We start from the raw sequence: 14,202 nt of genomic DNA, 5'->3' as shown, positions 1-14,202 counted from the left end.
ATTTTTTATGCCTTTGCGTCAGCATGATGTCTCTGCTTGTCATTGGCCCAAAAAAATTCTCAGATGATATATTTCGTATCACGCCCATGTCACAGCCTTTCGTCATAGGGAAGGCAATTATTGGACTTGGCATTGGATGGTTGAATGAGCGATCCTTCGGACCCGCTCGGAAGTGGAGACGGCTCGGTCGTCACGCCGCTTCTTACGAAATTTCGCGGCCTGACTGCACCGGAACATCGGCAATTTGCCGTAGCCGAATTCGAATTTGCGGATGGGGCCATTATCCGCATCCCGATTGCCAGCGATGCCGTGGCCTCCTTCAACGATGCCTTGGTGGTATGGATGTCGAAGGGCAATGCGGCCGGTGCCATCGTGCATTGAGCTGTCATGCCGAAAAGCCGGCAGACTTTCGCTTGAGAGAAAGCATCGAGGCGAGAAGTTCAAGCAGACCGTTTATAGCGGCGAAGGCGACTTCAGCCATGCAGATGCCGCCTGCCCCATTTACGCTCGGACAGCTCGGCATTGCAGCGTTCCTGTTTCCTGTGCCAGAGATAGCCTGACAGGATGACCGCGCCGATGGCAATATCGGCGGCGAGAACCTTGAACAGGGCCGGCATCCAGAGGGCTGCCAGCAAGGCACTGGCATCGACAGCGAGACTGGTCATCGGAACAACTCCCTCAATCGTCCCAAACCAGTCTCGAACCTACGCCCCGACCCCGGCATTTTGATGTCGTAACCCATGCATGCTGGAAAAATGCCTTACAGCCCGCCGAGGAAGCTGGCGAGATTGTCGCCGAGGGCGTCGCAGACATAGCCGCCCTCCTGCACGATCGCCATCGGCAGCCCGAGGCTGGCGATACGGGCGGCGATACGGGCGAAACCCTTGGTGGTCACCGTCAATTCCTGGAAGGGGTCGCCCTCGAAAGCGTCGAGGCCGAGCGCCACCACCAGCGCGCCCGGTGCGAAAGCGGCGATACGGTCCAGGGCCACGTCGAGGGCAGCGAGGAAGCCCTCGTCCCCCGTCTTGCGCGGCAGGGGCAGATTGAGGTTGTAGCCCAGCCCCTCGCCTTCGCCCCGCTCGTCCGCATGCCCCCAGAAGAAGGGGTAGAAGCGAATGGGGTCGGCATGGACGGAAACCGTGAAGATGTCGGGGCGGCCATAGAACATGCCCTGGGTGCCGTTGCCGTGGTGCAGGTCGACATCGAGAATGGCGACGCGGTCATGGCGGCTGCGCAAGGCCTGGGCGGCGATGCCGCTGTTGTTGAAGAAGCAGAATCCGCCGGCAAGGTCGGCGAAGGCGTGATGGCCCGGCGGACGGCAAAGCGCATAGGCGGCGCGTTCGCCGCCGAGCACCAAGCCGGCGGCATGATAGGCGGTGTGGGCGCTGGCCAGGGCCGCCTCATAGGTTCCGGCCGAGATCGGACAGGCCGTGTCGGCCATGTGATAGCCCGCCTGTCCGACGGCGGAGGCGGGATAGGCGCCATTGCGGCGATCGGGATGGATGTTGGGGATCACCTCGGCCGAAGCGCCATCGATCTCCCGCCAGCGCGCATGGATATGGCGCAGGAAATGGATGTAGTCGGGCTTGTGCACGGCCGCGACAGGCGCCAACCCGGCATCATCGGGAGCGACCTGCGTCAGCCCTGCTCCAAGGGCCGCCTGCAGCAGGATGTCACAGCGGCGCGGCACTTCCGGATTGGGCCGCTGCGTACCACTCGACAGGAAGAAGGTCGGGTCGTGGCGCCTCTGGGTTTCGCTGAATACGACCTTCATGTCCGCTGTTCCTCCGTCGGCTGCGACTCGATCCGCTCCCTGTTTAGCCGATCTGGCTGTGACCGGCGAAACTGCCACACGGATCAACCGGTGCGAAAAATAGACGCTCTTTTCCCAAGGACTTCCATCATGCGTCCGAGTACCGGTTTCCTAGCACTGTTGGCTCTCGGCTGCGCCACGCTGGTCTTTCTCGAGACGCAGGGACATTATCTGGCGCGTCTGATCGACAGCCGGTTTCCCTGCCAACAGAATCCCGCCAATTCCGCACCCTGCTATGTGACGACGAGCCTCACCGTCATCCTAGCGGCCTCCGCCATCGGACTGGCGGCGCTCGCCGTGGTGCTGGTGCGGGCGCTGATGGCCCGCCGTTCCTCTTGAACGATCAATAGGTGGCGCGGCCGCCCGAAATGTCGAACACGGCGCCGGTGGTGAAGGAGCATTCCTCGCTGGCGAGCCAGGTAATGATGGCGGCCAGTTCCTCCACGGTGCCGAAGCGGCCCATCGGGATCTTCGACAGCATGTAGTCGATATGGGCCTGGCTGACCTGCTGCAAGATCGGCGTGTCGACCGTCGCCGGCGTGATGGCGTTGACGGTGATGCCCTCCTTCGAGAGTTCCTTGCCCAGCGACTTGGTCAGGCCGATTACCGCTGCCTTCGACGAGGAATAGGCCGAAGCCGTGGGATTGCCTTCCTTGCCAGCGATGGAGGCGACATTCACGATGCGGCCATAGCCATACTTCTGCATCAGCGGCGCAACGAAGCGGTTGCAATAGAACAGGCCGTTGACGTTGATGTCGTAGACCCGCTTCCACTCCTCGATCGGATAGTTGACCAGCAATTCGTTCTTGCCGGCCACGCCGGCGGAGCAGACCAGCACGTCGATGCGGCCGAGCTGGCTTTCGGCCTGCAGCGCCGCCTTTTCCACGGCAGCAGCGTCGGTGATGTCGATGGCAATGCCATGGGCCCGTGGCCCCAAGGCCTGGCGAACCGTCTCGATGCGGGCAGCATCCACGTCCCAGATCGAGACCGAGCCGCCTTCGGCCACGATGCGCTCAGCCGTCTTGAGGCCGATGCCGGAGGCTCCGCCGGTGATGATGGCGCCGCGGCCCTCGAAGCGAATGATCGTGGTCATGCCGGTCCTTCCCTGCCTTCCAAATGCCGGCCGTCCCGCCGGCGCCTCCGCGTTTTCCGGGGCATCCGGGTGATATCGGATTATTTGTCTGACAACAAGAGAGTGCGTTTTCAAGAATTTGTAAACTTGACTGACAAGTTTCTTGCGTCACTATTCGACGCAACCCAACGCAGGAAGGACGAGGCATGGCATCTCCCCGCATCAAGCAGGTCAGGACCTATCTGGTCCGCAGCGAGGGTGGTGGCGACTATTTCAGCCAGAAGCAGGGGCATTGGCTCATCGACACGCTGATTGCCAATCCGATGTCGGGCTATGCCGACTACAAGGCCTCGCGCACCAGCTGGGGCGTCAACGTCATGGGCTCGATCGTGGTGGAGATCGAGACGGAAAGCGGCCATGTCGGGCTCGCCACGGGCTTTGGCGGCGAGCCCGCCTGCTGGCTGATCCAGCACCATTTCCGCCGCTTCCTCGATGGTGCCGACCCGCGCGACCTCAATCGCCTCTGGGACCAGATGTTCCGGGCTTCGATGTATTACGGCCGCAAGGGCCTGCCGCTCGCCACCATCTCCGTGGTGGATCTCGCGCTGTGGGATCTCATCGGCAAGATGCGCGAGGAGCCGGTCTACAAGCTGATCGGCGGACGCACCAAGGAGGAGATCCGCTTCTATTGCACCGGTCCGCGGCCGGAAGCGGCCCGCCGGCTCGGCTTCTGGGGCGGCAAGGTGCCCCTGCCCCACGGCCCGGCCGACGGCATCGACGGCCTGCGCGCCAATGTCGCCTTCCTCGCCGCGCATCGCGAAACCGTCGGTCCCGACTATCCGCTGATGGTGGATTGCTACATGGCGCTCGACGTGCCCTACGCGATCGAGCTCGCCACCGCCTGCAAGGATCTCGACATCTATTGGTGGGAAGAAGTGCTGCATCCCGACGATGTCGACGGCTATGCGTTGCTCAAGAGAGCTTTGCCGGCAACCAAATGGACGACGGGCGAGCATGAATATTCGCGCTACGGCTTTCGCAAGCTGATCGAAGGCCGCCACATCGACATCTTGCAGCCCGATGTGATGTGGGTCGGTGGCCTCACCGAATTGCTGCGGATCTCCGCCCATGCGAGCGCCTACGACATTCCGGTGGTGCCGCATGGCAGTGGCCCGTTCAGCTACCATTTCGTGATGTCGCAGCCCCATTCGCCCTATTGCGAATATGTCGCCAACAGTGCCGACGGCCAGGACGTATTGCCGGTTTTCGGGCCCCTCTTCAGCAACGAGCCGGTGCCGAAGAACGGACGCCTCGACGTTCCCGATACCCCGGGCTTCGGCCTCACCCGCAATCCCGCGGCGGTGCTGGTCGAGGCCGGGATATAGCAGGGCACGCCCTGCCCTGCTTCGGCGCTTGCTCTCGGCACGCCAATGTGATCACAGTCGGGGATGAGCACCGATAGTCTCGCTGCCGTCGAACCGGCCGACACCGCGACCAATCCACTGCACCAGCAGGTCTACAGGACGCTGCGCGAGCAGTTGATCATCGGTAATTTTCCTCCCGGCAAGAGCATGAGCCTGCGCGGCATCAGCGACATGCTGGGCGTGGGCGTGATGCCCTGCCGCGAGGCGATCCGCCGCCTGGCGGCGGAGAACGCCCTGGAAGTCCAGCAGAACAGGCGGGTCTGCGTGCCCCATCTGACCGTGGCCCGCTTTGAGGAGCTGATGAGCGCGCGTCTCGCCCTCGAGCCGCTCTGCGCCCGGCGTGCCCTGCCTTTTGTCGATGGCAACAGGCTGGAACGCATGATCGCCCATGACGAGACGATGAACCGGAACTACAAGACCGGTAGCGCCGACATCTACATGCTGGCCAATTACAACTTCCACTTCGAGCTCTATCGCGCCGGCAATTCGGACGTACTGGTCCCCCTGCTCGAAAGCGTCTGGGTGCAGTTCGGCCCCTTCATGCGCACCATCTATGACGTGGTCGAAGGCGCCGAGATCATCGACAAGCACAAGATGGCGATCGAGGCGATCCGCCGGAACGATGCGGATTCGCTGCGCACCGCCATCGAGGCCGACATTCTCGACGGCATGTACCTGCTGCGGCACACCCTCGGCCTGGGCGCGAACTAGGCCTTGCGCTCCTGCAGGATGTTGCCACCATCCACCACCAGCACGGAACCGTTGACGTAGCTGGCGCCGTCAGAGGCCAGGAAGGCCACTGCGGCGGCGACCTCGTCGGGGGTTCCGGCACGCCCCGGTGGCGTGGCGCGGGCGGCGACACGCTCCTCCTCGGTGGAGGAACCCGTCTCGATCCAGCCCGGCGCCACCGCGTTGACGGTAACACCATCCCCGGCCACTTCCAGGGCAAGGGCGTGGGTCAGCCCCACCATGCCGGCCTTTGCCGCCGAATAGGCCGCCTCGCCCGGATTGGAGACATAGGGGCCGGTGACCGAGGCGACATTGACGATGCGCCCATGCCGCCCGGCGATCATGGCCGGCAGGAAGGCCCGCGTCACCAGGAAGGCGGTCTTCAGGCTGACATCGATGCCGCGGCTCCATTCGGCCTCGTCGAGATCGACGAAGCGCTTCTGCAGCGCGGGCTGCAGCACGCTGCCCATGCCGGCATTGTTGACGAGGATGTCGACGTCACCCGCCGCCGACCGCAATCGGCGCACCGCGTCGGGCTGCGTCAGATCGGCAACCGCTGCCCAGGCTTCGATGCCTTCGGCCTCCAGCTCCGCCGCACGACGATAGATGCGATCGGTCGAGGCCGTGATCGCCACCGACAGGCCGGCCCGCCCGAAGGCCCTGGCAATGGCGAATCCGATCCCGTCGGGAGAGCCGGCCCCCGTTACCAGGACCGAGCGCGAGCGGACGAAAGGTCCCGATGCCATCTCAGCCTCCAGCCTGTTCGAAGCCGGTAAGGACGTTGACGGCGTTGACCCCGAGCGCCCCGACGGCATAGCCGCCTTCCATCACGAACAGGGTCGGCAGGCTCAGCGCCGCGATCCGCGCGCCGATCTCGCTGAAATGCGGGCTGTCGAGCTTGAATTGCGAGATCGGGTCGTCCTTGTAGGTGTCGACCCCGAGCGAAACCACGAGAGCCTGCGCATCGAAGGCCACGATCCTGCGGCAGGCATGCTCGAAGGCGGCGGACCATTCCGGCCACTGCGTGCCTGAAGGCAGGGGATAGTTGAGGTTGAAGCCTTCGCCCGCGCCTTCGCCGCGCTCGCGGGCATAACCGAGATGGAAGGGAAATTCGAAATCGGGATCGCCATGCATGGAAGCGACCAACACGTCAGCCCTGTCGTAGAAGATCTCCTGCGTGCCGTTGCCGTGGTGATAGTCGACGTCGAGCACCGCCACGCGGGAACGGCCGGCATCGCGGAAACGCTGCACGGCGATGGCGGCATTGTTGAGGTAGCAATAGCCGCCGAAGAAATCGCGGCCCGCATGATGGCCGGGCGGGCGGCATAGCGAGAAGGCCGTGCGCTCGCCGCCGAGCACGGCATCAGCGCCGGCCAGCGCCGTGTCGGCGGCACGCTTGGCCGCCCGCCAGGTGGTGGCGGTGATCGAGCCGGCCATGTCGAAGGAATAATAGGAAAGACGGGCATCAAGGCCACTCGGCGCCTTGTCGATCGGCGGCATGGAACGGTGGCGCCAGCTATAGGGCCAGACCTCGCCGTCGCGGCCAGCCGCCCGCCATTCCTCATACACGCCCTTGAGGAAATCGACATAATCAGGCGTATGGATGCGCGTGATCGGCGCGATCTCGTAATCCTGCGGGGTCAGCACCGGGCCGAGCCCCACTTCCTTGACCCGTGCCAGGATGATCTCAGCCCGTTCCGGCTTTTCGAAGGTCTCGACGATCTTGCCGAAGGAAAGCTCCATGCCGCTGTGATGGAGATGGTGATCGGCGGTGTAGAAGGTCTTCATGCCAAAAGCTCGGGTTCAATAGCCTGCGGTGATACCGAAATCGATGGAAAGGGCCGCGCCGGTGATCGGTGCGGCGCCGGGCTGGCAGAGATAATGGATGAGGCCGGCAATCTCTTCGGCTTTGATGAAACGGGCGTTCTCGCCCTGCGGGTAGTTGCCGAGCAGCCGGCGCTTATAGGCGTCGGGATCGCCGTCGCCATAGGTCGCGGCCTGGTATTCGATCATCGGCGTGGCGACGTCGCCGGGGCAGATCGCATTGACGCGGACGCCCTGCGGCGCGAGTTCGAGCGCCAGCGCCTTGCTGAGCAGCACCAGCCCGCCCTTGGAGGCGCAATAGACGGCCGCCCCGTTGTTGCCGACAAGCCCGGCATCGGAAGCGATGTTGACGATCACCCCGCGAGAGGCAGCGAGATGGGGAATGGCCGCCGAGATCAGGAAGAAGGCGCCCTTGAGGTTGACGTCGAGCACCCGGTCCCAATCCTCCTCGCCGACCTCCGTGGCGGGGCCTTCCAGCCAGACACCGGCGGCGTTGACGAGCACATCGAGACCATCGGCCTCGCTCGCCTTCGCCACCACCTCGCGGCAGGCCTGGGCCGAGCGGATGTCGAGCGGCAAAGCGAGCACCTCGGCACCGGCCTCCTCTACCCTTGCCCGGGCCTCTTCGAGACGCGCGCCCGGAAGATCCGCCAGGACCACGCGCGCGCCGTCCTGGGCAAAGCGTAGCGCGGTCGCCAGACCCATGCCGCCGGCACCACCGGCAATCAGAACGGTCCGCCTGGCCATCTCAGACGACCTCCCCGTAAAGCTGCAGCTCCAATGCGGTGATATCGGCGGCAAAACGCCGGTATTCCGCCCGCTTGAGCGCCAGCAGCACGTGGTGAAGGCGCTTGCCCAGGGCCTCCTTCAGGAAGGTCGAGCCGGCCGCCGCCTCGATGGCGCTGCGCCAATCGGCCGGCAGGGCATCATCGGCCGCGCTGGCATAGGCGGTAGCCGGCGGGCCCGGATCGCGCTGAGCGGCAAGGCCCCGGCGGATGCCCGCCAGCACGACGGCCCCGACCAGATAGGGATTGGCGTCGACGCCGGCAGCGCGCTGCTCCAGATGCCGCCCCTCCGGCGAACCGGCGGGAACGCGCACGGCGACGGCCCGGTTGTTGACGCCCCAGCTCGGCGCCGTCGGCGCATAGCTCTGCGCCGCGAAGCGCCGCCAGGAATTGAGGTGGGGCGCGAAGACCAGCATGCTCTCCGTCATGGTCTCCAGCAGGCCGGCAATGGCATGGCGCAGGGCCGGCGCGAGTTCGCCGTCGCGGTCGGCGAAGAGATTGGCGCCATCGCGGCCTGACAGGCTGGCATGGGCGTGCATGCCCGAGCCGGCGCGGCCGGCAAAGGGCTTGGCCATGAAACAGGCCTTCATGCCGTGGCGCACGGCAAGGGCGCGCAGCAGGCGCTTCAGCATGATGAGGTCGTCGCCAGCGCGCAGCGCGTCCTCGCGATGGCGCAGGGTCAACTCGAACTGGCCCGGCGCATATTCGGAGATCAGCGTCTGCACCGGCAGGGCCTGCGCCTCGGCGGCGCGGTAGACCGCATCGACGAAGGGCTCGAGGCGATCAAGCTCATCGACGGAATAGACATGGATGCCGCTCAGACGCTCGCCGGTCAGAGGCATGCGGATCGGCTGCGGGCGACCGGCGGCATCCGCCTCGCGGTCGAGCAAATAGAATTCGAGTTCGAAGGCGGCGACCGGCTGCCTGCCGTCGGCCTGCAGAAGGGTCTGCTGGGCGGCCAGGGCATGGCGAGGATCGGCGGCCATCGGCGAGCCGTCGAGCTCGAACAGCGACAGTCTGACCTCCCCGCGCGGCGGCGAGGTCCAGGGCAGCGTCACCAGCGAGCCCGCGATCGGCCAGGCACGGCGGTCTGCATCGCCATCCGACCAGACCAGGCCGGTTTCCTCGACATCCTCGCCGGTGACGTCGAGGCCGAGAATGGAGCCGGGCAGATGCCGTCCGCCGCGGAACAGGGGCAGGAGTTCCTCGCGCCTGATGATCTTGCCGCGGGCAATGCCGTTGATGTCGATCAGGACCAGATCGAAGGCGCCGATCTCGGGATGATCGGCCAGGAACGCTTCGGCTTCGGCGATATCGGCCGCCTGGGCCGGCCGTGTCGATGGGGTACCGGCCATCACGCGGCCTCCGCGGCCTGGGTGAAGCGGGCGAGGATCTCGCCATAGGTGGCGACCAGTGCCCGGGCCTCCGTCTCCGCCAGGGCCGGACTGACCAGGATCATGTTGTGGAAGGGCGTGAGCAGGAAGCCGCGATTGAGCAGGGAAAGGTGCAGGCCTTCCTCGATGGTGCCGGAAGCGGCTTCCCGGGCTTCCGCCGCATTGCGCACCGGCTCGCGGCTGAACACCACTTCCAGCCGGGCGCCGACGCGGGTGACGTGCCAGGGCAGCCCCTGCGCCGCTATCGCCTTGATAAGGCCTGTCTCGATGATGTCGGTGCGCGCAGCCATGGTGGCATAGGTCTCTGATGTCATCACCCTTTCCAGGCTGGCCCTAAGGCAGGCGAGCTGCAGGGCGCTGCCGGACAGGGTGGTGCCGATGCCGGAATGGCCGTGGCTGTCGCGCGCACGCCGCGCCCGGTCGAGCCCCTCGGCCACCGCGGCGCTCATGCCCCATACGCTCACCGGCACGCCGCCGCCGATGGGCTTGCCCATCACCATCAGGTCCGGCTCCAGGCCGTGCAGCATGGTGTAGCCGCCGAGGCCGGTGGAAATCGTATGGGTTTCGTCGATCAGCAGCAGCGTGCCATATTCGCGCGTCAGCCGCCGTAGCGTGTCGTGGAAGCCAGGCGCCGGCAGGATCATGCCGCAATTGGTCATCACCGGCTCGGCCAGCACGCAGGCGACTTCCCCGGATGCCAAGGCGCTGCGTAGCGCCTCCTCGTCATTGAAGGGAATGGCGATGGTGGTCTCGCCGAGATCGACCACCTGGCCGAGCAGGCTCGCCCGCGAGAAGGTGCGGCCGTTGACGAGATCGACCAGCGTGTCGTCGACGGCGCCATGGTAGCAGCCGTCGAACACCAGGATCTTGCGCCGGCCGGTCACGGCCCGCGCCACGCGGATGGCGAAGCGGTTGGCATCGCTCGCCGTGGCGCCGATCTGCCAATGCGGCAGGCCGAAGCGGGCGGCCAGTAGCTCGCCGACGATCTCGGCGTCGGCGGATGGCAGCATCGTCGTCAGGCCGCGGTGACCAACGGCGCGGAGCACCTCCAGGATCGGCTCGGGTCCATGGCCGAACATGGCGCCGGTATCGCCGAGGCAGAGGTCGACCACCGCATTGCCGTCGATGTCGGTGAGATGCACGCCGCTCGCCTGCTCGATCACCATTGGGAAGGGCATGGGCCAGTCGAGCATCCAGTGCATCGGCACATTGTCGAAGAGGCCCTTGCCCTTGCGCTCCGCCATCGCCCGCGCCTTGGGACGGCGCTCGGCATAGAGCTGCCGTTCCGCCGGCAGCAGGGTCTTCACCCGCGCCTCGATGGCTGCATTGTCGATCGGCGTGCTGGACACGAGGAACCTCCGCTGCGTGAATTGTGGCACCGCTCGTCGCCAAGCGACGTCGCGCGCCATTGTGATCACAATCAGCAGAATGGAGGTTATATTGTCAACTGATATCCGGACAGATTCATAAATTGTGATCACGTTGTGATTGCGTGATCGATGCCCTTCTTTTGCCGAGGGACGACAAAGCCCGGCCAGCAGGCCAAGCGGTCATCGGCAAATTACGACGGATGGTATCAACAGCGGTGGGTTTTGACTGCCCTCCATGCCACCTCCGTCATCCCCGGCGCCACCGCAGGTGGCGCCGGGGATGACGGATCAGGCCAGCGGCGGGAGCGCTTTTTCTCCGCTCAGGCGTGCGGCGGCAGGGGAACGCCGTCCATGCGGGTCTTCAGCCAGTCGCGCGCCCGATAGTAGCGCAGCGTGAGCTGGGGCCCGAAGCTCATATAGAACGGCGCCTTGTGCAGGGGCTCGACCTTGAGCGAAAGCTCCTGCTCCGGCACGTCGAGCGCCCATTCCGACAGGATACCGCCGAGCATGCTGCCGGTGGGTACGCCGCGCCCCGACAGGCCGGTGAGAGCGACGATGCCGGGCGCCAGGCCATAGAGCCGGGGAATGGTCCTGGCCTGCATGTCGAGTTCGCCGAACCAGAAATACTCCCAGCGGATCTCCTGCCGGATCTGCGGATGCAGCCATTTCAGGCGGTCGCTCATCACCTGGTGGGTATAGGCGAGGTCGCGCCCGCGCCGCCCCATCGGGAACATGGAGGCGACGATGCGGCCCTCGGCATTGTATTTGTAGACATAGATGTCGCCGCGGCCGTCATGCATGGTGGTGTTCTCGGGCAGGACGGAGCGGCGCTCCTCCTCGCTGAGCGGCTGCGTCGCCGCCACGAAGACGCGCATGATCTTGAAGCTCTGGTCGAGCTTGGGCCAGCCCTCGACCGTATAGGCGCCGGTGGTGAAGATCACCTTGTCGGCCACCACACTGCCCTCAGCGGTATGAGCCACCCAGCGCGAGCCCTCGCGGGTGACGCCGGTCACCTTCGATCCCGTATGCAGCACGCCGCCTTCCTGCTGCACCGCGCGCGCCAAACCACGCGCATAGCCGAGCGGGTTGAGATGGCCCGCCTCGCCATGGAACCAACCGCCATGGAAGCGCGGGCTGCCGGTGATCGCCTCCACTTCCGCCTTGTCGACGAAACGGGTGCGGGCGCCGACGGCGTTGTATTGCTCGACCTTATGCTTGATGGCGTCGATGGCACCCGGGCGGGCGGCCGCCTGGACATAGCCATTCTGCTGCCATTCGCACTGGATCTGGTAGCGCTCGATCATGGCGCTGACGCGGGCATTGGCCTGGGTCTGCCGGGCGATCAGCCTTTCGGCCCAGGGCTCGCCGAGCAGCCTGCGCAACTCGGGCAGGCTGAAATGGGTGAAGGTTGGCGTGCAGTGCCCGGCATTGCGGCCGGATCCACCGAAACCGGCCTCCTCGGCTTCCAGCAGCACCACGCTGACGCCCTTGCGCACCAGTTCGAGCGCGGTCGTCAGGCCGGTATAGCCAGCGCCGACGATGCAGACATCGGCCTGCACGCGCCCGGCCAGGGGAACGGTCTGCGGCGCGGGAGCAGCCGTCGCATACCAGAGCGTCGCGTCGAAGGGAGAGAATTTCGACATGACCAGGCCCCCTCAGTTCAGGTCGCTTCGGGCATCGAGCGCGTCGCGCAGCCCGTCGCCGATGAAGTTGAAGCTGGTGACGGCGAGCGTGATCGCCACGCCCGGCACGATGGCAAGCCAGGGAGCATTGGCGAGATATTGCTGGGCGCCGTTCAGCATGTTGCCCCAGCTCGGCAGCGGCGGCTGGATGCCATAGCCCAGGAAGCTCACATAGGCCTCGAGCAGGATGGCGCGGGCTACCGTCAGCGTCGCCGCCACGATGATCGGCCCGATGACGTTGGGCAGCAATTCGCGGAACATGATCCAGCTGTTCGACAGCCCCACCATGCGCGCCGCCAGCACGAAATCACGCTCGCGCAGCGAGCGCACTTCCGCCTCCACGATGCGCGCCACCTCCATCCAGCTGGTGACGGCGATGATCACCGTGATCATCAGCGGGCTCGGCTTGATGAAGGCCGCCAGCGTGAGCAAGAGGAAGATGCTCGGGAAGGACAGGAAGGCATCGACGAAGCGCATGAGGGCCGAGCCGGCCAAGCCGCCATAATAGCCGGCAGTGACGCCGATCACCGTGCCGAGCGCCGTGCTCAGCAGCATGGCGAAGAAACCGACCAGCAGCGAGATGCGCCCGGCCATGAACAGGCGGGCGGCAAGGTCGCGGCCGAGCGGATCGGTGCCGAAAATGTGGTAGCCGGTGAAGGGCGGCGCGAAGCGGGCCCTCAGATCGATGAAGAGCTCGTCATAGGGCAGCAGGCGCGGGCCGAGGATACAGGCCAGCGTCAGGAGGATGATCATCGCCAGGCCGACCATGGCGAGCCGGTGCCGACAGAAGCGCCGCACCGTGCGGTTGCGCCACCAGCGCGGCTTGGGCGAGGGCGATGCGGGGGAAAGGGTCGCTGAAGCCATCTTTTTCTCCCAGGAGCAAAGCGCGTTTCGCGACAACGCTTCTTTGCTCTAACTCTTTGTTTCGACGCGTCTTTGCGATTCTTGGCGATGCCGCCAAATCGCAAAGCGCTCTAGCCAAGCCGAATGCGGGGATCGACGAAGGCGACGAGCAGATCGGCGATCAGATTGCCGATGAGCACCAGGATCGCCGAGAACATCAAAAGCCCCATGATCACCGGATAGTCGCTGTAGCCCAGGCTATCGAGGAACAGCCGGCCCATGCCCGGCCAGGTGAAGACGGTCTCCGTCACCAGCGCCCCGCTCAGGATGGTGGGTATCTGCAGGCCAGCCAGGGTGATCATCGGCAGCAAGGCATTGCCGATCACATGCTTGACCAGCACGCGGCGCGGCTTCAGCCCCTTAGCCTTGGCCGTGCGCACGAAATCCTGGTTGATCACGTCGAGCGTGGCCGTGCGCATGTAGCGGCTCCACACTGCCACATTCACCAGGGCCAGCACGATGCTGGGCATGATGAGATGGATGGCATAGTCGGCGAAGCTGCCGTCACCCACCGTGAACATATTGCCCGCCGGCAGCCATTTCAGCTTCAGCGAAAAGAGATAGATCGCCACCAGGCCGAACCAGAAGGTGGGAATGGAAAGCGCCACCATCGCCCCCACCGTCGCCAGCGTGTCGAACAGTGAATAGCGGCGCGTGGCGCCCATCACGCCGATCCAGGTACCGAGGATGATGGAGATCAGGGTTGAAAAGCCCATCAGCAGCAGCGTGGCGAAGAGATGCCCGCCGATGATGGCGAGCACAGGCTGGCCGTCGCGATAGGACCGGCCCCAATCGCCCTGCACCAGGCGCCAGAACCAGTCGAGATACTGGATCGGCAACGGGCGGTTCAGACCCATCTGCTCAGCGATGCGATCGAGCGCCTCCTTGGTCATGCCCGGCGTGAGCGTATATTGCGAAAGCGGTCCGCCGGGCGCCAGATTGAGCACCGCGAAGCCGATGACCGAGACCAGCAGCAGCAGGATGAGGCTCTGCCACAGCCGGCCAGCGAGATAGCGCAGCATGGGATCGTCTCCACAAGAGCAAAGCGCGTTCAGGATCGAACGCTTTTTGCTCTATCTCTTTGGTTCCAAGCCAATCGAACGGATTGGCTGGAGCGTCTTTGCGATTCCAGGCCAGCCCCGCTCATCGCAAAACGCTCCGGGCCGGCCTTGTCGGCCGGCTGTCGGCGGGGTGGCGGGCCTGCGT

The 14,202-nt window shown here is 65.2% G+C and carries 15 protein-coding genes; 4 read left to right on the top strand and 11 right to left on the bottom strand.

Features of this window, described 5'->3' with window-relative positions; translation table 11 throughout:
* Positions 1-144: 144 nt before the first annotated feature.
* Positions 145-381: a hypothetical protein gene (locus BA190_RS14350; RefSeq protein WP_068288219.1), complete on the top strand. Its 237-nt coding sequence runs from the start codon at positions 145-147 to the stop codon at positions 379-381.
* A 92-nt stretch (positions 382-473) separates the two neighbouring features.
* Here BA190_RS14350 and BA190_RS14345 read toward each other — a convergent pair whose 3' ends face one another.
* Together BA190_RS14345 and BA190_RS14340 are read right to left on the bottom strand one after the other, a co-directional pair.
* The gene (locus BA190_RS14345; RefSeq protein WP_068288216.1) at positions 474-665 is read right to left on the bottom strand and encodes a hypothetical protein; all 192 of its coding nucleotides are present in this window, start codon (positions 663-665) and stop codon (positions 474-476) included.
* 95 nt (positions 666-760) lie between these two features.
* Positions 761-1,774, bottom strand: a complete 1,014-nt coding sequence (locus tag BA190_RS14340) for a histone deacetylase family protein (RefSeq protein ID WP_068288214.1) — start codon at positions 1,772-1,774, stop codon at positions 761-763.
* A gap of 129 nt (positions 1,775-1,903) precedes the next feature.
* On the opposite strand from BA190_RS14340, the gene BA190_RS14335 reads away from it, so the two are divergent.
* The gene (locus BA190_RS14335; protein ID WP_068288211.1) at positions 1,904-2,152 is read left to right on the top strand and encodes a hypothetical protein; all 249 of its coding nucleotides are present in this window, start codon (positions 1,904-1,906) and stop codon (positions 2,150-2,152) included.
* A 4-nt stretch (positions 2,153-2,156) separates the two neighbouring features.
* On the opposite strand, the gene BA190_RS14330 is transcribed toward BA190_RS14335, so the two are convergent.
* A complete protein-coding gene (locus BA190_RS14330) occupies positions 2,157-2,906 on the bottom strand; it encodes an SDR family NAD(P)-dependent oxidoreductase (RefSeq protein ID WP_068288209.1) in 750 nt (249 codons plus the stop codon).
* 185 nt (positions 2,907-3,091) lie between these two features.
* On the opposite strand from BA190_RS14330, the gene rhmD reads away from it, so the two are divergent.
* Both rhmD and BA190_RS14320 read left to right on the top strand, forming a co-directional pair.
* Entirely contained in the window at positions 3,092-4,270 is a 1,179-nt protein-coding gene (rhmD, locus tag BA190_RS14325; RefSeq protein WP_068288207.1) for an L-rhamnonate dehydratase, read from the top strand.
* Positions 4,271-4,333: 63 nt separating this feature from the next.
* A complete protein-coding gene (locus tag BA190_RS14320; RefSeq protein ID WP_068288205.1) occupies positions 4,334-5,020 on the top strand; it encodes a GntR family transcriptional regulator in 687 nt (228 codons plus the stop codon).
* Here the strand turns inward: BA190_RS14320 and BA190_RS14315 are convergent.
* The 8 genes from BA190_RS14315 to BA190_RS14280 all read right to left on the bottom strand — a co-directional run bounded on the left by BA190_RS14315 (position 5,017) and on the right by BA190_RS14280 (position 14,018).
* Positions 5,017-5,784, bottom strand: a complete 768-nt coding sequence (locus BA190_RS14315; RefSeq protein ID WP_068288203.1) for an SDR family NAD(P)-dependent oxidoreductase — start codon at positions 5,782-5,784, stop codon at positions 5,017-5,019. The genes BA190_RS14320 and BA190_RS14315 overlap by 4 nt on opposite strands.
* A 1-nt stretch (position 5,785) precedes the next feature.
* Positions 5,786-6,826 (bottom strand): histone deacetylase family protein, encoded by a 1,041-nt coding sequence (locus BA190_RS14310; RefSeq protein WP_068288201.1) that lies wholly within the window; start codon positions 6,824-6,826, stop codon positions 5,786-5,788.
* Between the two features lie 15 nt (positions 6,827-6,841).
* Positions 6,842-7,609 carry an SDR family NAD(P)-dependent oxidoreductase gene (locus BA190_RS14305; protein ID WP_068288198.1) on the bottom strand — a complete coding sequence of 256 codons (768 nt, stop codon included), beginning with the start codon at positions 7,607-7,609 and terminating at the stop codon, positions 6,842-6,844.
* A 1-nt stretch (position 7,610) separates the two neighbouring features.
* The gene (locus BA190_RS14300; RefSeq protein WP_068288195.1) at positions 7,611-9,002 is read right to left on the bottom strand and encodes a glutamine synthetase family protein; all 1,392 of its coding nucleotides are present in this window, start codon (positions 9,000-9,002) and stop codon (positions 7,611-7,613) included.
* Positions 9,002-10,390 carry an aspartate aminotransferase family protein gene (locus BA190_RS14295; protein WP_068288192.1) on the bottom strand — a complete coding sequence of 463 codons (1,389 nt, stop codon included), beginning with the start codon at positions 10,388-10,390 and terminating at the stop codon, positions 9,002-9,004. Before BA190_RS14295 ends, BA190_RS14300 begins: the two co-directional genes overlap by 1 nt.
* 341 nt (positions 10,391-10,731) lie before the next feature.
* Entirely contained in the window at positions 10,732-12,054 is a 1,323-nt protein-coding gene (locus BA190_RS14290; RefSeq protein ID WP_068288189.1) for an FAD-binding oxidoreductase, read from the bottom strand.
* Positions 12,055-12,066: 12 nt separating this feature from the next.
* The gene (locus tag BA190_RS14285; RefSeq protein ID WP_068288186.1) at positions 12,067-12,957 is read right to left on the bottom strand and encodes an ABC transporter permease; all 891 of its coding nucleotides are present in this window, start codon (positions 12,955-12,957) and stop codon (positions 12,067-12,069) included.
* Positions 12,958-13,067: 110 nt separating this feature from the next.
* On the bottom strand, positions 13,068-14,018 hold the full coding sequence (locus tag BA190_RS14280; RefSeq protein WP_068288182.1) for an ABC transporter permease: 951 nt from the start codon (positions 14,016-14,018) through the stop codon (positions 13,068-13,070).
* Positions 14,019-14,202: the final 184 nt, after the last annotated feature.

Source organism: Labrys sp. WJW (assembly GCF_001676615.1).
In the GTDB taxonomy this organism is placed as follows: domain Bacteria; phylum Pseudomonadota; class Alphaproteobacteria; order Rhizobiales; family Labraceae; genus Labrys; species Labrys sedimenti.
Note: the sequence above shows the minus strand (reverse complement) of the source record. Positions and strands in the feature narration are given on the sequence as shown.